We start from the raw sequence: 18,000 nt of genomic DNA on the forward strand, positions 1-18,000 counted from the left end.
TGCGACTTAATCCCCTCCGTCCCCTTTTTCTATTTCACCGAGCGGGCGATTGCGTACTGCGCGCCGTAGTACGTGGACAGCACCAGCAGGCTGGCCAGCGGCAGACCGCCGGCGAAGCGGTCCCAGGCCAGCAGTGAATCGCTGGCGACGAACAGCAGCGCACCGGCGGCCGCCCAGCGCGCGCTGCTGGCTTCCACGGCAGCGGGCTGTGGCCGGCGCCACTGGCGTGCCAGTGCCAGCACCGCCATCGAGGCCAGCACCACCACATACGCCAGCACCGGCGCACGCATCGGTGCAGGCAGGTGCGGCCACAGGCCAAGTACGTTGAGCACGGCAAACGTCGCCAGCAGGACGCTGGCCGCCAACAGCCCACGTCCCGCACGCAGGCCGTCGCGGAAGGCCACGATGTAGCAGAGGTGGGCCAGCAGGAACGCAACCAGGCCCGGCACGAACGCATCCATCGGCAGCATCAACGCGATGTCACCCACGCACGACAGCAGCATGCCGGCCAACACCGCGCGTCGATAGAACGGCTGCGCGGGATCATGCACGCGCCAGACGATGGCAGCGATCAGCAGCGTGGTGGTCGGCTTGGCCAGCCAATGCAGCCAGCGCCCGTCACCGTGCAGGAAGGCACCGATGATGGCCAAGATCGCCATCAGCAGGATCACGCCATCGCGGGCGCGCGGCTTCATCGCGCCTTCCACAATTCTGCGAGGCGGTCAGGCTTGCCGGCGATACGCTCCAGCACCGGGTACTGCAGGCCACCGTGGTAGGCGATGCTCATCGTTTCGATGCGGTCGAACTGCTTCACCAGCAGCACGATCGGCGCCTTGTCCTTCTCTGCCGCAGCCACCGCGTCCTTCAAGCGCTGGCTGCTGTACTCACGGCCGCCAACCGCGATCACCTTCATGCCCGGTGCAAGACCGGCGTTGAACGCCGGGCTGTCCCAGATCACATCGCCGACCGTACCGCTGTCGAGTACGGTCGCGCCCAGCGAATAGGCCAGCAATGCCGCCTTGGCGCGTTTTTCCTGTGCCTTGTAGGCGTCGTTCGGCGTATCGCGGTAGACCAGCTTCCAGCCCGCCAGCTCCAGGCCGCCGGTCAACGAACCGTGGCCGTCCAGGCGCCCGCGCAGGAACGTCGCCCAGTCGTACGGCGCGATGCCGTTCAAGGTCGCGACCACATCATCGAAGGTGTACGGGTTGACGTCCCAGTCGCCATTGCCGACGCCGAAGAACGCACGCGCGAAGTCGTCCAGGCTGCGGCGGTTGCCGCTCAGTTCGCGCAGCTTGCCCTCCACTTCCAGCCACAGCATCTGGCCGCCGGAGTAGTAGTCCTCGCTCATCTGGTAGTTGCGGTAGGGCAGCGTGCGGCGCTGGGCGATGGTCGGATCGTTGGTAGTGTCCTGCAGCGGCCGCCAGGCCAGGCCCGGTCGGCCACGGTCGTAGGTCGCGGCCACATTGGCCAGCATGTCGCGCGCCTGCGCGGTCGACCACAGCCCCGAACGCGCCGCCAGCACCTGGCCCCAGAACTGGGTCTGGCCCTCGTACACCCACAGCAGGCTGTCGCCCATCGGCACGTTGAAGTTGGCGGTGGCCAGGTCGGCGCCGCGACGGTACTTGCCGTTCCAGGAATGGGTGTACTCGTGCGGCAACAGATCGCGCATCCACGCGTTGCTGTCCCACTCGGTGAAGTAGCCCGGATCGGCGCTATTCTCGCTGGAACGGTGATGCTCCAGGCCGATGCCACCGAGGCGGTCGGTCAATGCCAGCAGGAACTCATAGTGGTTGTAGTGGCGCGCACCGTAAAGCTTGTCGGCCTGCTGCACCAGCGCGCGATGCATGGTGATCTGTGCCTCGCTCGGCTTCAGCGACTTGGCGTCGTCGGCAAACACATTGAGGTGCACCGGCACCTTCGCGCCCGGGTCGAGATCGATGCGCTGGTAGTGCTCGCCGGCGAACAAGGGCGAATCGACCAGATGGTCATACGAGATCGGCTTGAACACCACGGTGTCACCGTCGCGCCGCGCGGTTTCCAGCGCGGTTGCGAACGACCAGCCCTTGGGCAGGGTCACGCTGGCCTGCGCCTGCAGGTTGCGCGCATCGACGCCGGCCGGATACAGCGAATTGGCGTTCCACTGCAGGTTGAGCATTTCCGGGGTCATCACCACCCGGCCCTGGCTGCCGCCCTGCGAGGACAGGAAGTCGAAGTGGGCGACAATCTCGCTCACGCCCTCGGGCACGTTCACCTTGAACGCATAGACGTTGAACTGGTCACGCTGCCAGGCCAGCGGCTTGCCGTTGGCGGTCACGCGCAGCCCGGCCAACTTGTCGATCGGGCCGGTGGGCGAATGGTTGCCGGGAATCCACTGCGGGTACAGCAGGGTCATCGGGCCGGGCTTGGCCGGCACCGTAGCGGTCACCTTGAAGATGCGCCGGGCCAGATCGCGCGCGTCGACGTCGATGCGCAGCAGGCCGGGGGCCTCAGCGTTCGCCGGTGGCGAGGTCTGCGCCAGTGCAGGCGTGGCCGCCAGCGCGAACAGCAACGACATCGCCAAGGCTCGGGTCTTCATCGGGCAGGTTCCAACAGCGGAGAATCTTCCGATGCTAGGCCTGTAACGTGCCCTGCCCCATGGCCAAAGGTCATGGGCGGGCCGCCCATCCTTGAATGCAAAAAAGCGTGCGAACCAAGGTTCGCACCCACCTTGTGCTGGTTTTCACCCACCGTGTGCCAGTTCGCACCCACCAGAGCAGTTCCAGTAGATCCACGCCATGCGTGGATGAGGCGCTTCCCGGTCAGTCGACCAGGCGCAGGCGCAGTTCCTTCGGCAGCGCGAACACCATCGATTCCGGTTCGCCGTCCAGCTCGCCCACGCCGGTGGCGCCCAGCTCGGCCAGGCGCGCCAGCACGCCATCGACCAGCACCTGCGGTGCCGAGGCGCCGGCGGTCACGCCGATGTGCTGCTTGCCTGCCACCCATGCCGGGTCGATCTCGTGCGCGCCGTCGATCAGGTACGACTCCACGCCCTCACGGCGGGCCAGCTCGCTCAAGCGGTTGGAGTTGGAGCTGTTCGGCGAACCGACCACCAGCACCAGGTCGCAGCGCTTGGCCAGATCGCGCACGGCATCCTGGCGGTTCTGCGTGGCGTAGCAGATGTCGTCGTTCTTCGGGCCCTGCATCGCCGGGAAGCGCTCGCGCAGGGCGTCGATGATGCCGCGCGTATCGTCCACGGACAGCGTGGTCTGGGTGGTGTAGGCGAAGTTCTCGGGCTGGTTGATCTGCAGCGTGGCGACCTGCTCCACATCCTCCACCAGGTAGATCTGGCCGGTACCGGCTTCCTGGTTCCACTGCCCCATGGTGCCTTCCACTTCCGGATGGCCGGCGTGACCGATCAGCACCACGTCGCGGCCCGCACGGCAATGGCGCGCCACTTCGAAGTGGACCTTGGTGACCAGCGGACAGGTGGCATCGAATACCTTCAGGCCACGACGCTCCGCTTCCAGGCGCACTGCCTGCGATACACCGTGGGCACTGAAGATGACCGTGTTGTTGTCCGGCACCTCGTCCAGTTCCTCGACGAAGATCGCACCGCGCTGCTTCAGATCATCGACCACGAAGCGGTTGTGCACCACCTCATGACGCACGTAGATGGGCGCACCGAGCGTTTCGATCGCGCGCTTCACGATCTCGATCGCACGATCGACACCGGCACAGAAACCACGCGGGTTGGCGAGCAGCACATCCATCAGTTCAATCTCCCGGCAGCGGCCGGCTTACGGTTTCGGAGTGGCATTATCCGCCTTTTTGGCGGACCTGCCGTCGAACAGGCCGGTCAGGGCGATGCCGATGGCACCGACCACGATGGCCGAGTCGGCGATGTTGAACGCCGGCCAGGTATAGCTGCCAACGTACCACTGGATGAAATCGACGACATGACCGTGCACCTGGCGGTCGATCACGTTGCCGATCGCCCCGCCGATGATCAGCGCATAGGGAACGGCAGCCTTCCAGTTGCCACGGGCGGTGCCACGCAGCCACCATGCCATCAGGCCGCTGATGGCGATCGCCAGCGCCGTGAAGAAATACTTCTGCCAGCCACCGGCGTCACTGAGGAAACTGAATGCGGCACCGGTGTTGTAGGTGCGGTACCAGTTCCAGAAGCCATCGACGACCACCACCGGCTGGAACTCCGGCAGGCTCGACAGGACCCAGGCCTTGGACCACTGGTCCAGGCCGATGATGGCCGCCGACAGCAGCAGCCAGACCAGAGCGTTGGGATGTGGACGGGCGGCGCTCATCAGAACCAGCTCCGCACTTCGCCAGCGCCGTCGATGTTGCTCACGCAGCGACCGCACAGTTCCGGGTGATCGGCATGGCTGCCGACGTCGGCGCGGTGATGCCAGCAGCGCACGCACTTGGCCTTGGTGGTCGGCTGGGCACTGACGAATACCTCGTCGGTGGTTGCCGGACGTACCTGCACGTCACCGCTGATGAACAGGAAGCGCAGTTCATCGGCCAGCGGCTGCCACTTCGCGGCCTGCTCCTCGTTGGCGGCAATGGTGATCTCCGCTTCCAGCGCGGCACCGATGGCGCCGTTGGCACGCATCGGCTCGAGCACCTTGGCCACCTGCTCGCGCACAGCCAGCAACTGGTCGAAGTCGGTGGCGTTGAGCTGGGCATCGGCCGGCAGCGGCGCCAGGCCGTCGTACCAGGTGGTGAACAGCACATGGCCGGCATGCTCGCCCGGCAGGTAGCCCCACAGCTCGTCGGCGGTGAAGGTCAGGATCGGCGCAACCCAGCGGGTGAACGCTTCGGCGATGTGGTACATCGCGCTCTGTGCCGAACGGCGACCGTGCGAATCGGTCGGCATCGTGTACAGGCGGTCCTTGGTCACGTCCAGGTACAGCGAGCCCAGGTCCACGCTGCAGAAGTTCAGCAGCAGCTGCACGATCTCGGCCATGTTGTAGCCGTCGTAGGCCGCCTTGATCTTCTCCTGCAGCTCCCACGCGCGATGCACGATCCAGCGGTCCAGCGCGACCATCTGGTCGAGCGGACGCAGGTGCTGGGCCGGATCGAAACCGTCCAGGTTGCCGAGCAGGAAGCGTGCGGTGTTGCGCAGGCGGCGGTAGGCATCGGCGTTGCGCTTGAGGATCTCCTGCGACAGCGACATCTCGTTGCTGTAGTCGGCCGAGGCGATCCACAGGCGCAGGATGTCCGCGCCCAGCTTGTTCATGATGTCCTGCGGCTCAATGCCGTTGCCCAGCGACTTGGACATCTTGCGGCCCTGCTCGTCCACGGTGAAGCCGTGGGTCAGGCACTGCTTGTACGGCGCGCGCTTGTCGATCGCCACGCCGGTCAGCAGCGAGGACTGGAACCAGCCGCGATGCTGGTCGGAACCTTCCAGGTACAGGTCGGCCGGCTTGCCGAAGCCACGCGCGGCAAGCACGCCCTCATGGGTCACGCCCGAATCGAACCAGACGTCGAGGATGTCGGTGACCTTCTCGTAGTCGGCCGCTTCGGCGCCCAGCAGTTCGGCGGCATCCAGCGAGTACCACACGTCGATGCCCTCGGCTTCGACACGGTCGGCGACCTGCTGCATCAGCTCCACCGAGCGCGGGTGGATCTCGCCGGTCTGGCGATGGGTGAACAGTGCGATCGGCACGCCCCAGGTGCGCTGGCGCGAGATCGTCCAGTCCGGGCGACCGTCGACCATGCTCTGGATGCGCGCCTTGCCCCAGCTCGGGAACCAGCCGACGGTGTCGATGGCGGCCAGCGCATCGTTGCGCAGGTTGGCCTTGTCCATCGAGATGAACCACTGCGGGGTGGCGCGGAACACCACCGGCTTCTTGTGACGCCAGCAGTGCGGGTAGCTGTGGCGGATCGGATGGAAGGCCAGCAGCGCACCGTTGTCACGCAGCACGCCGACGATGGCCTCCTGCGCCTGCCATAGATGTTGGCCAGCCAGCACCACGTCACCGGCCGGCGGGGTCGATTCCAGGTATACGCCACGGCCGTCGATCGGGGTGATCTGGCCGGCGTTGTACTTGTCCAGCAGGCCGTACTTCTGGCTGACCACGAAGTCTTCCTGGCCGTGGCCGGGGGCGGTGTGCACCGCACCGGTACCGTCCTCGTCGGACACATGGTCGCCGTTGAGCACCAGGATCTCGCGTTCCGGGTAGAACGGATGCGCCAGCAGCTGGTTTTCCAGCGCCGCACCGGTGGTTTCACCGTGCAGCACCACGTTTTCGACGCCATAGCGCTGCAGCGCGCGCTCGGCCAGCGCCGCAGCCAGCACCAGCCAACGGCGCTTGCCGTTGTGCGCCGGGCCTTCGGCCAGCACGTAGGTGATCTCCGCGCCCAGCGACACCGCCAGCGAGGCCGGCAGCGTCCACGGGGTGGTGGTCCAGATCGGTACGGCCACTTCCACGTCGGCCGGCACGCTCACGCCGAACGCCTGGCCGATGGCCTGCGCATCGCGTGCGGCGTAGGCCACGTCGATCGCCGGCGATTCCTTTTCCTGGTACTCGATCTCGGCCTCGGCCAGCGCCGAGCCACAGTCGAAGCACCAGTACACCGGCTTGGCGCCACGCACCAGGTGGCCGTTGGCCACGACCTTGGACAGTGCACGGATCTCGTTGGCTTCGAAGTCGAAGCTCAGGGTCTTGTACGGGTTGTCCCAGTCACCGGTCACGCCCAGCCGCTTGAAGTCCACGCGCTGGATGTTGATCTGCTCTTCGGCGAACTCGCGGCACTTCTGGCGGAATTCAACGGCGTCGAGCTTGGTGCCGACCTTGCCCCACTTCTTTTCCACCGCGATCTCGATCGGCAGGCCATGGCAGTCCCAGCCCGGCACGTAGGGCGCATCGAAGCCGGCCAGGTAGCGCGACTTGACGATGATGTCCTTCAGGATCTTGTTGACCGCGTGGCCCAGGTGGATGCGGCCGTTGGCGTACGGCGGGCCGTCGTGGAGCACGAACAGCGGGCGGCCGGCGGCGTTGTCGCGCAGCTGCTGGTAGAGCCCCTGCGCTTCCCACCGCGCCAGAATGCCCGGCTCGCGCTTGGGCAGGTCGCCGCGCATCGGGAATTCGGTGGCTGGCAGGTTCAGGGTGGTCTTGTAGTCCTGGCTCACGCAGTGGCTCGCAATCTATGTTCGGAAAGGATGGCGCGCGCCTGTTCGGCGTCGCGGTGCATCTGGTCGGTCAGCGCCGCCAGATCATTGAATTTCTCTTCGTCGCGCAGCTTGGCGACGAACTCCACATCGATGTGGCGCCCGTACAGGTCGCCCTGGAAATCGAACAGGTGGGCTTCCAGCAGCGGCTCCACGCCCTCCACCGTCGGGCGGGTGCCGAAGCTGGACACCGACGGCCACGGCTGGTCGAACACGCCATGCACCCAGGTCGCGTAGATGCCCGACAGCGCCGGGGTCTTCGGGAACCGCAGGTTGGCGGTGGGGAAGCCCAGCGTACGGCCGAGCTGGCGCCCGCGCACCACCCGGCCGCTGATCGCGTACGGACGGCCCAGCAGGTCGTTGGCACGGGCGAAGTCGCCCTGCTGCAGCAGCTGGCGGATGCGGGTGCTGGAAATGCGTTCGCCATGCAGGTCGACCGCTTCAATTTCGCCCGCAGTGAAACCCAGTTCGGCACCCATTTTCTGCAGCAGAGCCAGGTCGCCACGGCGGCGGTTGCCGAAGCAGAACTCCGGGCCGATCCAGACCTCACGCGCACTCAGGCGCTTGACCAGCAACTGGCGCACGAAGGTCTCGGCCGGCATCGCGGCCATCGCCGCGTCGAATCGCAGCAGGCCGACCGCATCGACACCGAGCTCGCGCAGGATCTCGACCTTGCTGCGCGCCAGGGTCAGCCGCGGCGGCGGTGTGCCCTGGGCGAAGAACTCACGCGGCAGCGGCTCGAACGCCACGGCCACGGCGGCCACGCCCAAGGCGCGCGCGCGGGCAACCGCATGGCGGACCAGCGCACGATGGCCCAGGTGGAGGCCGTCGAATGCACCGATACAGACCACGCTTCCGTTGGGGAACAGCTCCCCGCCCTCGACGCTTCTGAACAGCCTGCTCATCAACTCTCGTTCCGGCCCGACCGGGGCCGCCGCTTCAATGGTGTAACCCTGAAGTATAGCCGCCACAAGCCGCGATCAATGCCCACGCAGATCGCGCGGGCGGAAGCCCATCGCCAGCATGGCTACCGCGTAGGTGGCACCGCCACCGCCGACCAGCAGCGACAGGCTGCCGATCCGCTCCCACACGCTCATCGCCGAGAAGCCTGGCAGCCAGTGCAGCAGGGCCAACAGCACACCAACCATGGCCGCACAGGCCAGCAGCAGTCGCAGCAGATAGCCGCCCCAGCCCGGCCGGCGCTGGTAGACGTCGGTATTGCCCAGCCAGTACCACAGCAGGCCCAGGTTCAGGTAACTGGACAGTGCACTGGCAATGCCCAGCGCCAGATGCAGGCCCGGCTGCTTGCCGATGGCCGCCATCACGCCCTGCGCCTTCAGCTCGTCCGGCACCATGACCTGGTACAGCACTGCCAGCAGGGCGAAGTTGAACACCATGTTGGCCACCAGCGCGGCCACACCCGCGCGCACCGGGGTCTTGGTGTCCTGGCGTGCGTAGAACGCCGGCAACACCACCTTCAGCAGGGCGAACGCCGGCAGGCCGAAGCTCAGGCCGTACACCGACAGCGCGGTCATGCGGGTATCGAAGGCACTGAACTGGCCGTGCTGGAAGATGGTCGCGATCAGCGGTTCGGCCAGCAGCAGCAGGCCCAGCATGGCCGGCACCGAGATCAGCAGGGTCATCCTCAGGCCCCAGTCCAGCGAGCGCGAGAAGCCTTCGCGGTCGGTGCTGACGTGGTGACGGGCCAGCGCCGGCAGGATCACCGTGCCCAGCGCCACGCCGAACACGCCCAGCGGCAGCTCCAGGAAGCGGTCGGCCAGCGACAGCCAGGACTGCGAGCCATCGGTCAGCTTGGCCGCGATGACGGTGTCCAGCAGCAGGTTGATCTGCGCCACCGAGGAGCCGAACAGGGTCGGCACCATCAGCGTCATCACCTTGCGCACGCCCGGATGGCTCCAGCCCCAGCGCGGCAGGGTCAGCAGGTTGATGCCCTTCAGCGAGGGCAGCTGGAACAGCAGCTGCAGGATGCCGGCAGCCAGTACCGCCCAGCCCAGCGCCAGGATCTGTTTCTCCGGGGTGCCGCCCAGCCGCGGGGCCAGCCACAGTGCACCGGCGATCATGCACAGGTTGAGGATGACCGGGGTCAGCGCCGGCATGGCGAAGCGCTGGAAGCTGTTCAGCGCGCCGCCGGCCAGGGCGGTCAGCGACACGAACAACAGGAACGGGAAGGTCAGGCGGAACAGGTCGACCAGCAGGCCCTGCTTGACCGGATCGGTATCAACGCCACTGGAGAAGACCGAGGCCAGCTGCGGCGCGAAGATCAGCGCCAGCGCAGTGACCAGCATCAGCACCCCGCCCAGGGTGCCGGCGGTGCGGGCCATCAGTTCACGCAGCTCGGCGTGGCTGCGGGTCTCCTTCACTTCCGTGAACACGGGCACGAAAGCGGTGGCGAAAGAGCCTTCGGCGAACAAACGTCGCAGGAAATTGGGTACCCTGAAGGCGACCCAGAAAGCATCAGTGATGGCGTTGGTGCCGAACGTGGTGGTCACCACGAAGTCCCGGACAAGTCCGAGAACGCGCGAGACCATGGTCATGCTGCTGAACGACAGCAGGCCCCGCAACAACTTGGGTGAACTCACTCAGCGTCCCTCTTGACAATCGACTTGACGTGCATTTCTTACGCCATCATACTAGCTAGCTTGCTGTTCCCATAACACCGATTTTTTCAGGAAACCACCACCGTGGCCAATATCAAGTCCGCCAAGAAGCGCGCCAAGCAGACCGTCGTGCGCAACGCGCGCAACGTGGCTCAGCGCTCGATGCTGCGCACCGCTGTCAAGAAAGTGATCAAGGCGCTGGACGCCAACGATGCCGCCGGCGCCGAAGCCGCCTTCGCCGTTGCCCAGCCGATCCTGGATCGCTTCAGCGCGCGTGGCCTGATCCACAAGAACAAGGCTGCTCGCCACAAGAGCCGCCTGAACGACCGCATCAAGGCCCTCAAGGCCGCCTGATCCGGCGTTGCCGCCCTGCCCTCCGGGGCCGGGCTGCAGACAAGAACCCGGCCCCGGCCGGGTTTTTTGTTGCCTGCGGTCCGGTAGTGCCGGCCGCTGGCCGGCACTACCGGAAAATGAAAAACCCGGCCGAAGCCGGGTTTTTGCCAACGCCAGTCGACTGACAGTCGACTCTACTGCGCGTTACGGGCTTCCTGCTCTTCTTCCTTCTGGCGATCGAAGAAGGCCATGATCCGGCTCATGATCGGGAAGGTACCTTCGCGGCCCAGCGCGGAGACCAGGAACCACGGCTCCTTCCAGCCCAGCTCGGCGACGATCTGCTCGGCCGCAGCCTTCGCTTCGTCTTCGAACATCAGGTCAGCCTTGTTCAGCACCAGCCAGCGCGGCTTCCGCAGCAGTTCCGGATCGTGCTTTTCCAGCTCGCGCTCGATGGCGCGCACCTGCTCGACCGGGGAAATGCCTTCCACCCCACCCTCCATCGGCGAGATGTCCACCAGGTGCAGCAGCAGGCGGGTGCGCTGCAGGTGGCGCAGGAACTGCGCACCCAGGCCGGCACCGTCGGCCGCGCCTTCGATCAGGCCCGGGATGTCGGCAATCACGAAGCTGCGATAGTTTTCCACCTTCACCACACCCAGGTTCGGGTACAGCGTGGTGAACGGGTAATCGGCCACCTTCGGCGTCGCCGCCGAAACGGCACGGATCAGGGTGCTCTTGCCGGCGTTGGGGAAGCCCAGCAGGCCGACGTCGGCCAGCAGCTTCAGCTCCAGCTTCAGCGTGCGCTCCTCACCCGGCTCGCCCGGCAGCGCCTGGCGCGGCGAGCGGTTGGTCGAGCTCTTGAAGTGCATGTTGCCCAGGCCACCGCGACCGCCCTTGGCCACCAGCAGGCGGTCGCCGTGCTGGGTCAGGTCGCCGATGACTTCATCGGTGGCAACGTTGATCACCACGGTGCCGACCGGCACGGTGATGGTCAGGTCTTCGCCGCCCTTGCCGTAGGCCTGGCGGCCCATGCCGTTCTCGCCACGCTGCGCCTTGAAGATGCGGTCATGGCGGAAGTCGACCAGGGTATTCAGGTTTTCGTCGGCGCGGATGTACACGCTGCCGCCCGCACCGCCGTCGCCGCCGTCCGGGCCGCCGAGCGGAATGAACTTCTCGCGACGGAAGCCAATGCAGCCGTTGCCGCCGTTGCCGGCGAACACTTCGATTTCTGCTTCGTCTACCAGTTTCATTGTTTCGATGCCTGCGATGGGCGCGGCCTGCCGGCCGCCACCTTGAATGTTATGCCTGCCGATGGCCGGCAGCCCGGCCTGGCCGGTCTTGCTTCAACTCTAACGAAAAGCCCCGCCGAAGCGGGGCTCTTCATGCAGCACCCCCATGCCGAGGCACGGGCGCCGGCGATGCCTGGATCAGGCGTCGGCCGAGACGATGCTGACGGTGCGACGCTTCTTGGCGCCCTTGACCGAGAACTCCACCTTGCCGTCCACGAGGGCGAACAGGGTGTGGTCACGGCCCAGGCCAACGCCGGTGCCCGGGTGGAACTGGGTGCCGCGCTGACGCACGATGATGTTGCCGGCTTCGATGGCCTGGCCGCCGAAGATCTTGACGCCCAGGTACTTCGGGTTGGAGTCGCGACCGTTGCGCGAGGAGCCTACGCCCTTTTTATGTGCCATGACTGCTTCTCCTGATGCTTAGCCGGCGATGCCGGTGATCTCGATTTCGGTGTAGTACTGACGGTGACCCTGACGCTTCATGTGGTGCTTGCGGCGACGGAACTTGATGATCCGGACCTTGTCAGCACGCCCCTGGGACAGGACCTTGGCGGTGACGGCAGCGCCCTTCAGCGCATCGCCCAGCTTCACGCCGTCGCTGTCACCCAGCATCAGGATGTTGTCAAACTTGATCTCGCTGCCGACTTCGACTTCGAGCTTTTCAATGCGGAGCTTTTCGCCCTGCGCCACGCGGTATTGCTTACCGCCGGTGACCAGTACTGCGTACATGACCAGGCCTTCCTCTGTAGTTATTGTGGTCTGAGCTGCCGCCATCGAGGGCGGACAGGAGCGGAATTGTACGCAGATCAGCGGGCGCGGGTCAAGTCAACCCCTGAACGTCGAAGGAGACGGCACCGGAAAGGGGTCAGAAGCATTTTCACGCCGTGAAAAGGGATCTGACCCCTGGCTGACGGCCTGTCTCACAAGGTGAGACACCGGGCTGGCATTGTCGCCCATTGCCCCCATCTGGTCACCTCGGTAGGCTGACCGATTGCCGTTCCCTGCTGGCCCGGCACCCAGCCAACGCCCCCACAACCGGATCCCCCATGGCGATGGATTTCATCCGCATCCGCGGCGCGCGGACGCACAACCTGAAGAACCTCGACCTCGACCTGCCCCGCGACAAGCTGATCGTGATCACCGGCCTGTCCGGCTCGGGCAAGTCCTCGCTGGCGTTCGACACCATCTATGCAGAAGGCCAGCGCCGCTATGTCGAGTCGTTGTCGGCCTATGCGCGCCAGTTCCTGAGCGTGATGGAAAAGCCGGACCTGGACCACATCGAAGGCCTGTCCCCGGCCATCTCGATCGAGCAGAAGTCGACCTCGCACAACCCGCGTTCGACCGTCGGCACGATCACCGAGATCTACGACTACCTGCGCCTGCTGTACGCCCGCGTCGGCACCCCGCGCTGCCCGGACCACGGCTATCCGCTGGAAGCGCAGACGGTCAGCCAGATGGTCGACCAGGTGCTGACGCTGGACCCGGAACAGCGCTACATGCTGCTGGCGCCGGTCATCCGCGACCGCAAGGGCGAGCATGCGCAGGTGTTCGACCAGCTGCGTGCGCAGGGCTTCGTCCGTGTGCGCGTGGACGGCGAGCTGCATGAAATCGACGCGGTGCCGCCGCTGGCACTGCGCCAGAAGCACACCATCGAGGCGGTGATCGACCGCTTCCGCCCGCGCGAGGACATCAAGCAGCGCCTGGCCGAGAGCTTCGAGACCGCGCTGAAGCTGGGCGACGGCATGGCCTCGGTGCAGAGCCTGGACAACACCGAAACCGCGCCGACGCTGTTCTCCTCCAAGTATTCCTGCCCGGTCTGCGATTACTCGCTGCCGGAGCTGGAACCGCGCCTGTTCTCGTTCAACGCACCGATGGGCGCCTGCCCCGGCTGCGATGGCCTGGGCATGGCCGAGTTCTTCGACCCCTCGCGCGTGGTGGTGCATCCCGAACTGTCGCTGGCCGCCGGTGCGGTGCGCGGCTGGGACCGCCGCAACGCCTACTACTTCCAGCTGATCGCTTCGCTGGCCAAGCACTACCGGTTCGACGTCGACGCGGCGTGGAACTCGCTGCCGGCCAAGGTGCAGCAGGCCGTGCTGTACGGCAGCGGCGACGAAGCGATCACCTTCACCTACTTCACCGAAGCCGGTGGCCGCACCCAGCGCAAGCACCGCTTCGAGGGCATCATTCCCAACCTCGAACGCCGCTACAAGGAAACCGAGTCGCCGGCGGTGCGCGAAGAACTGTCCAAGTACATCAGCGAGCAGCCGTGCCCGGAATGCCACGGCGCGCGCCTGAACAAGGCGGCTCGCAACGTTTTCGTGGCCGACCGCCCGCTGCCGGACCTGGTGGTGCTGCCGATCGACGAGGCGCTGAAGTTCTTCAGCGAACTGAGCCTGCCGGGCTGGCGTGGCGAAATCGCCGCGAAGATCGTCAAGGAAATCGGCGAACGCCTCGGCTTCCTGGTCGATGTGGGCCTGGATTACCTGACCCTGGAGCGCAAGGCCGACACCCTGTCCGGTGGCGAGGCACAGCGCATCCGCCTGGCCAGCCAGATCGGCGCCGGCCTGGTCGGCGTGATGTACGTGCTCGACGAGCCGTCCATCGGCCTGCACCAGCGCGACAACGAACGCCTGCTCGGCACCCTCACCCGCCTGCGCGACCTGGGCAACACGGTGATCGTGGTCGAACATGACGAGGATGCGATCCGCCTGGCCGACTATGTGCTGGACATCGGCCCGGGCGCGGGCGTTCATGGCGGCGAGATCGTCGGCCAGGGCACCCTGCAGGACATCCTGGAGGCACCGCGCTCGCTGACCGGCCAGTACCTGTCCGGCAAGCGCGCGATCGAGATTCCGGCGCGCCGGCACAAGCCGAATCCGAAGATGACCCTGCACCTGCGCGGGGCCAGCGGCAACAACCTGAAGGGCGTGGACCTGGCGATTCCGTCGGGCCTGCTGACCTGCGTGACCGGCGTGTCCGGCTCGGGCAAGTCGACCCTGATCAACGACACCCTGTTCTCGCTGGCCGCCAACGAGATCAACGGTTCCTCGCACCCGATCGCCCCGTACAAGGAGATCGATGGCCTGGACCTGTTCGACAAGGTGGTGGACATCGACCAGTCGCCGATCGGCCGCACCCCGCGTTCGAACCCGGCCACTTACACCGGCCTGTTCACTCCACTGCGCGAACTGTTCGCACAGGTGCCTGAAGCGCGTGCGCGTGGCTATTCGCCGGGCCGCTTCAGCTTCAACGTGCGCGGCGGCCGCTGCGAAGCCTGCCAGGGCGACGGCCTGATCAAGGTCGAGATGCACTTCCTGCCGGATGTGTACGTGCCGTGCGATGTCTGCCATGGCAAGCGCTACAACCGCGAAACGCTGGAGATCCTGTACAAGGGCTTCAACATCAACGACGTGCTGGAAATGACCGTCGAGGATGCGCTGAAGCTGTTCGAGCCGGTGCCGTCAATCGCGCGCAAGCTGGAAACGCTGGTCGACGTCGGCCTGAGCTACATCAAGCTGGGCCAGAGCGCGACCACGCTGTCTGGTGGTGAAGCGCAGCGCGTGAAGCTGTCCAAGGAACTGTCGCGCCGCGATACCGGCCGCACCCTGTACATCCTCGACGAACCGACCACCGGCCTGCACTTCCACGACATCGAAGCGCTGCTGGGCGTGCTGCACAAGCTGCGCGACGAGGGCAACACGGTGGTGGTGATCGAGCACAACCTGGACGTGATCAAGACCGCCGACTGGATCGTCGATCTGGGCCCGGAAGGCGGGCATCGCGGTGGCACCATCCTGGTCACCGGCACGCCGGAAGACGTGGCGGCCTGCCCGCAGTCGTACACCGGCCAGTTCCTGGCCCGCATGCTGCCGTCCACCAGCGCGCGCCCGGAACAGCCGGCCGCCGTGGCCAACAAGCCCGATGCCCGCCCGCCGCGCAAGGTGAAGCCTGAGAAGCCGGCCAAGGTGGCGAAGAAGGCGGTGGCTGCCAAGAGCAGCGGCAAGGCCAGCAAGAGCACGACCAAGAAGAAGGACGCCTGATGAGCAGCGAACACAAGATCCTGGCCCGCATCCCGATCAGCGTACGCTGGCGTGACATGGACAGCATGGGCCACGTCAACAACGCCAAGTACATTTCCTACCTGGAGGAAGCGCGCGTGCGCTGGATGCTGGGCGTGGACGGCGTGTCGATGACCGACCGCATCGCCCCGGTGGTGGCCGCGACCAACGTCAATTACCGGCTGCCGATCGTGTGGCCCAACGACATCCTGGTCGAGCTGTTCGTCGAGCGCCTGGGCAACAGCAGCGTGACCATCGGCCACCGCATCGTCGACCAGCAGGACGATTCGAAGCTGTATTCCGACGGCAACGTGGTGGTGGTCTGGATGGATACGCAGACCGGCAGGAGCGCACCGCTGCCGGAGGCGATCCGCAGCGCGTCGAGCTGATCCGCTTCTGGTAGATGCCGACCTTGGTCGGCGTCTGGTCCGCCGGGCATGGCCCGGCGCTACCGTTGCAATTCAAAGGATTGACATGATCCACCAGACTGAACTGAGCGACCTGCTGCCCGGCATGGTCCCCTTCCCCACCGACGTCTTCCCCGCTGACCAGGCGTGGCTCGCCCAGCATCTGCTGCCGCTGCTGAAGATCGACCTGGGCGTGCTGCGCCCGGAACTGGCTGGCCAGGTGGCAACGATGCTGTGCCCGATCGAGCCGTACGACGGCTGCATCGGCGAGACCACCGAAGAACACCACAACGATTTCACCGGCACCAACTGGATCGCCTTCGAACTGACCGCCGGCAACCAGATGCGCTTCCTCGGCAACGAGGGCTATTTCATCGGCGATGCGGTACAGGACAAGGACGCACAGGAACACATCGCGCAGATGCGCGAGAGCTACGCCAAGGCCCGCGACTACCATGCCACGCACGGCCGTCTCGCCTGCTACTCGCGCTACGGCAAGGGTGAGGCCAGCGAGCGCGATTATCTGGATACGCTGGGTGGCCCCATTGGTTTCGGCAACTGGACCGAGACCGCGGAGATTCCCGCAGCCTTCGAACTGGGCTTCACCGAGGCGGCCGATGACCCCAATGCTGCGGACGATGCCGAAACGGTGATCATCACCCGCGATGGCAACAAATTCTTCGCCGTGGCCGACGTAGCCGGCTACAACTGGTGCGCCACCGGTGCCGACGCGATCGTGATGCTGTACGAGCCGGTCAGCCGCACGGTGCTGTTCTCTTACGACTGGTCGTAAGCCTGTTTGGTAGTGCCGGCCGCTGGCCGGCATACCGAGTTGCCGGCCAGCGGCCGGCACTGCCATCCCGCTACGGCGCAGCCTTGCGCACGGTCAACGTCGCACTCGCTTCGCTACCCCCTTCCAGCTGCAGCCGCAGCGGCAGCACCTGCCCTTCCTTCAGCGCGCCCTTGCCCTGCATCAGCATCAGGTGCAGGCCGCCGGGCTTGAGCTCGGCACGCGCGCCGGCTGCCAGCGGCAGGCGCTCGATCGCGCGCATCCGGCTGACCCCGTCGACAATCGTGGTCTCGTGCAGCGACACATCACCGAAGCTGCTGCTGGTCGCGCCGGTGATCGCCACCGCCTTGCTGCAGCCATTGTGGATGACGCCGTAGCCGGCGGTCATCGGCATTGCCGGATTCGGAGGCAACCGCGCCCAGCCCTGCTCCACCGTGACGCAGGCCGGTTCGGCGGCCGAGGCCGATGCTGCGGTCGCACACAGGACCCACAGTACGCCAACGAATGGTTTGGTTATCATCGCCCAGGTTCCTTCTTCGCAACGAGACCGCAGCATGACGACGCTCATCGAGGTGATCAACCATGGCCCCATCCGCGAACTGCGCCTGGCACGGCCGCCGGTCAACGCACTGGACACCGAACTGTGCCGGCAGTTGATCCATGCCATCGAGCTGGCCATGGCCGAAGACGCGCATGGCATCGTGCTGTCGGGCAGCGAGCGCGTCTTCACCGGCGGCATGGACGTGCCGCACCTGCTCTCGCATGGCGATGACAAGCACAAGTTGTTGGACACCTGGAACGCCTTCTTTGGCGCCGTGCGCACGCTGGCCGAGAGCCGCATTCCGGTGGTCGCGGCGATCACCGGCCACGCCCCGGCGGGTGGCTGCGTGCTGGCCCTGTGCTGCGACTACCGGGTGATGGCGCGCAGCGCCGATCCGTCGCGGCCGTATGCCATCGGCCTGAACGAAGTGCAGGTCGGCCTGATCGCGCCGGAGGGCATCCAGCGCCTGCTGCGCCGTGCGGTGGGCGTGCACCGCGCCGGTGTGCTGCTGACCACCGGTTCGCTGGTGCCGGCCGAACAGGCGCTGCAGATCGGCCTGGTGGATGAGCTGGCCGAGGGAGACCTGGTGGTGGCACGCGCCATTGCCTGGCTGCAGAACCTGCTCAAGCAACCGCGCCAGCCGATGCTGCTGACCCGCGCGATTGCCCGTGCCGACCTGCATGAGGCGCTGCACCCGGACCTGATCCAGCTGGACCGCTTCGTCGAGGCCTGGTTCGCTCCGGATGCGCAGAACGCCCTGCAGGCACTGGTAGCCCGGCTGGGCAAGTAAACGGTA

The 18,000-nt window shown here is 66.1% G+C and carries 16 protein-coding genes; 5 read left to right on the forward strand and 11 right to left on the reverse strand.

Going from position 1 to position 18,000, the window contains the following annotated elements; all coding sequences use genetic code 11:
- Window positions 1–29: 29 nt before the first annotated feature.
- From AC5P6S_RS09380 to murJ, 7 genes are all read right to left on the reverse strand, one after another.
- Entirely contained in the window at window positions 30–695 is a 666-nt protein-coding gene (locus AC5P6S_RS09380; RefSeq protein WP_065183109.1) for a lysoplasmalogenase, read from the reverse strand.
- The gene (locus AC5P6S_RS09385) at window positions 692–2,575 is read right to left on the reverse strand and encodes a M61 family metallopeptidase (RefSeq protein ID WP_495204575.1); all 1,884 of its coding nucleotides are present in this window, start codon (window positions 2,573–2,575) and stop codon (window positions 692–694) included. Before AC5P6S_RS09385 ends, AC5P6S_RS09380 begins: the two co-directional genes overlap by 4 nt.
- Before the next feature lie 223 nt (window positions 2,576–2,798).
- Window positions 2,799–3,749, reverse strand: a complete 951-nt coding sequence (gene ispH, locus AC5P6S_RS09390) for a 4-hydroxy-3-methylbut-2-enyl diphosphate reductase (RefSeq protein WP_111196858.1) — start codon at window positions 3,747–3,749, stop codon at window positions 2,799–2,801.
- Window positions 3,750–3,776: 27 nt separating this feature from the next.
- Entirely contained in the window at window positions 3,777–4,301 is a 525-nt protein-coding gene (gene lspA / locus AC5P6S_RS09395; protein ID WP_329750569.1) for a signal peptidase II, read from the reverse strand.
- The gene (gene ileS / locus AC5P6S_RS09400) at window positions 4,301–7,132 is read right to left on the reverse strand and encodes an isoleucine--tRNA ligase (RefSeq protein WP_495204576.1); all 2,832 of its coding nucleotides are present in this window, start codon (window positions 7,130–7,132) and stop codon (window positions 4,301–4,303) included. Before ileS ends, lspA begins: the two co-directional genes overlap by 1 nt.
- The gene (locus AC5P6S_RS09405) at window positions 7,129–8,076 is read right to left on the reverse strand and encodes a bifunctional riboflavin kinase/FAD synthetase (RefSeq protein ID WP_012479506.1); all 948 of its coding nucleotides are present in this window, start codon (window positions 8,074–8,076) and stop codon (window positions 7,129–7,131) included. Before AC5P6S_RS09405 ends, ileS begins: the two co-directional genes overlap by 4 nt.
- Window positions 8,077–8,151: 75 nt before the next feature.
- Window positions 8,152–9,756, reverse strand: coding sequence for a murein biosynthesis integral membrane protein MurJ (murJ, locus tag AC5P6S_RS09410; protein WP_087944429.1), 1,605 nt, complete (start codon window positions 9,754–9,756; stop codon window positions 8,152–8,154).
- A gap of 117 nt (window positions 9,757–9,873) precedes the next feature.
- Between murJ and rpsT the strand changes: the two genes are divergently transcribed.
- Window positions 9,874–10,143, forward strand: a complete 270-nt coding sequence (gene rpsT, locus AC5P6S_RS09415) for a 30S ribosomal protein S20 (RefSeq protein WP_005408560.1) — start codon at window positions 9,874–9,876, stop codon at window positions 10,141–10,143.
- 173 nt (window positions 10,144–10,316) lie between these two features.
- On the opposite strand, the gene cgtA is transcribed toward rpsT, so the two are convergent.
- The 3 genes from cgtA to rplU form a co-directional block, all read right to left on the reverse strand.
- The gene (gene cgtA, locus AC5P6S_RS09420; protein WP_012479454.1) at window positions 10,317–11,369 is read right to left on the reverse strand and encodes an Obg family GTPase CgtA; all 1,053 of its coding nucleotides are present in this window, start codon (window positions 11,367–11,369) and stop codon (window positions 10,317–10,319) included.
- 177 nt (window positions 11,370–11,546) lie between these two features.
- Window positions 11,547–11,810 carry a 50S ribosomal protein L27 gene (gene rpmA, locus AC5P6S_RS09425; RefSeq protein ID WP_005408558.1) on the reverse strand — a complete coding sequence of 88 codons (264 nt, stop codon included), beginning with the start codon at window positions 11,808–11,810 and terminating at the stop codon, window positions 11,547–11,549.
- An 18-nt stretch (window positions 11,811–11,828) separates the two neighbouring features.
- Entirely contained in the window at window positions 11,829–12,137 is a 309-nt protein-coding gene (gene rplU / locus AC5P6S_RS09430) for a 50S ribosomal protein L21 (protein WP_005408557.1), read from the reverse strand.
- 317 nt (window positions 12,138–12,454) lie between these two features.
- Here rplU and uvrA point away from each other — a divergent pair, with 317 nt between their 5' ends.
- From uvrA to AC5P6S_RS09445, 3 genes are all read left to right on the forward strand, one after another.
- Window positions 12,455–15,448, forward strand: a complete 2,994-nt coding sequence (uvrA, locus tag AC5P6S_RS09435) for an excinuclease ABC subunit UvrA (protein WP_062606729.1) — start codon at window positions 12,455–12,457, stop codon at window positions 15,446–15,448.
- Window positions 15,448–15,855, forward strand: a complete 408-nt coding sequence (locus tag AC5P6S_RS09440) for an acyl-CoA thioesterase (protein WP_065183114.1) — start codon at window positions 15,448–15,450, stop codon at window positions 15,853–15,855. Before uvrA ends, AC5P6S_RS09440 begins: the two co-directional genes overlap by 1 nt.
- Window positions 15,856–15,940: 85 nt before the next feature.
- Complete coding sequence (locus AC5P6S_RS09445; RefSeq protein WP_495204577.1) at window positions 15,941–16,666, forward strand: enolase; 726 nt, start codon at window positions 15,941–15,943, stop codon at window positions 16,664–16,666.
- Window positions 16,667–16,736: 70 nt separating this feature from the next.
- On the opposite strand, the gene AC5P6S_RS09450 is transcribed toward AC5P6S_RS09445, so the two are convergent.
- On the reverse strand, window positions 16,737–17,183 hold the full coding sequence (locus AC5P6S_RS09450) for a copper chaperone PCu(A)C (RefSeq protein ID WP_005412625.1): 447 nt from the start codon (window positions 17,181–17,183) through the stop codon (window positions 16,737–16,739).
- Window positions 17,184–17,217: 34 nt separating this feature from the next.
- Here AC5P6S_RS09450 and AC5P6S_RS09455 point away from each other — a divergent pair, with 34 nt between their 5' ends.
- Complete coding sequence (locus AC5P6S_RS09455) at window positions 17,218–17,994, forward strand: enoyl-CoA hydratase/isomerase family protein (RefSeq protein WP_012479449.1); 777 nt, start codon at window positions 17,218–17,220, stop codon at window positions 17,992–17,994.
- Window positions 17,995–18,000: the final 6 nt, after the last annotated feature.

It is taken from the genome of Stenotrophomonas sp. YJH_SMC_119 (genome assembly GCF_059368315.1).

Bases quoted from the DNA above. Each gene is read 5' to 3' on its own strand.
- AC5P6S_RS09380 (WP_065183109.1), bottom strand. From the start codon at position 695: ATGAAGCCGCGCGCCCGCGATGGCGTGATCCTGCTGATGGCGATCTTG.
- AC5P6S_RS09385 (WP_495204575.1), bottom strand. From the start codon at position 2,575: ATGAAGACCCGAGCCTTGGCGATGTCGTTGCTGTTCGCGCTGGCGGCC.
- ispH (WP_111196858.1), bottom strand. From the start codon at position 3,749: ATGGATGTGCTGCTCGCCAACCCGCGTGGTTTCTGTGCCGGTGTCGAT.
- lspA (WP_329750569.1), bottom strand. From the start codon at position 4,301: ATGAGCGCCGCCCGTCCACATCCCAACGCTCTGGTCTGGCTGCTGCTG.
- AC5P6S_RS09405 (WP_012479506.1), bottom strand. From the start codon at position 8,076: ATGAGCAGGCTGTTCAGAAGCGTCGAGGGCGGGGAGCTGTTCCCCAAC.
- cgtA (WP_012479454.1), bottom strand. From the start codon at position 11,369: ATGAAACTGGTAGACGAAGCAGAAATCGAAGTGTTCGCCGGCAACGGC.
- rpmA (WP_005408558.1), bottom strand. From the start codon at position 11,810: ATGGCACATAAAAAGGGCGTAGGCTCCTCGCGCAACGGTCGCGACTCC.
- rplU (WP_005408557.1), bottom strand. From the start codon at position 12,137: ATGTACGCAGTACTGGTCACCGGCGGTAAGCAATACCGCGTGGCGCAG.
- uvrA (WP_062606729.1), top strand. From the start codon at position 12,455: ATGGCGATGGATTTCATCCGCATCCGCGGCGCGCGGACGCACAACCTG.
- AC5P6S_RS09440 (WP_065183114.1), top strand. From the start codon at position 15,448: ATGAGCAGCGAACACAAGATCCTGGCCCGCATCCCGATCAGCGTACGC.
- AC5P6S_RS09445 (WP_495204577.1), top strand. From the start codon at position 15,941: ATGATCCACCAGACTGAACTGAGCGACCTGCTGCCCGGCATGGTCCCC.
- AC5P6S_RS09450 (WP_005412625.1), bottom strand. From the start codon at position 17,183: ATGATAACCAAACCATTCGTTGGCGTACTGTGGGTCCTGTGTGCGACC.
- AC5P6S_RS09455 (WP_012479449.1), top strand. From the start codon at position 17,218: ATGACGACGCTCATCGAGGTGATCAACCATGGCCCCATCCGCGAACTG.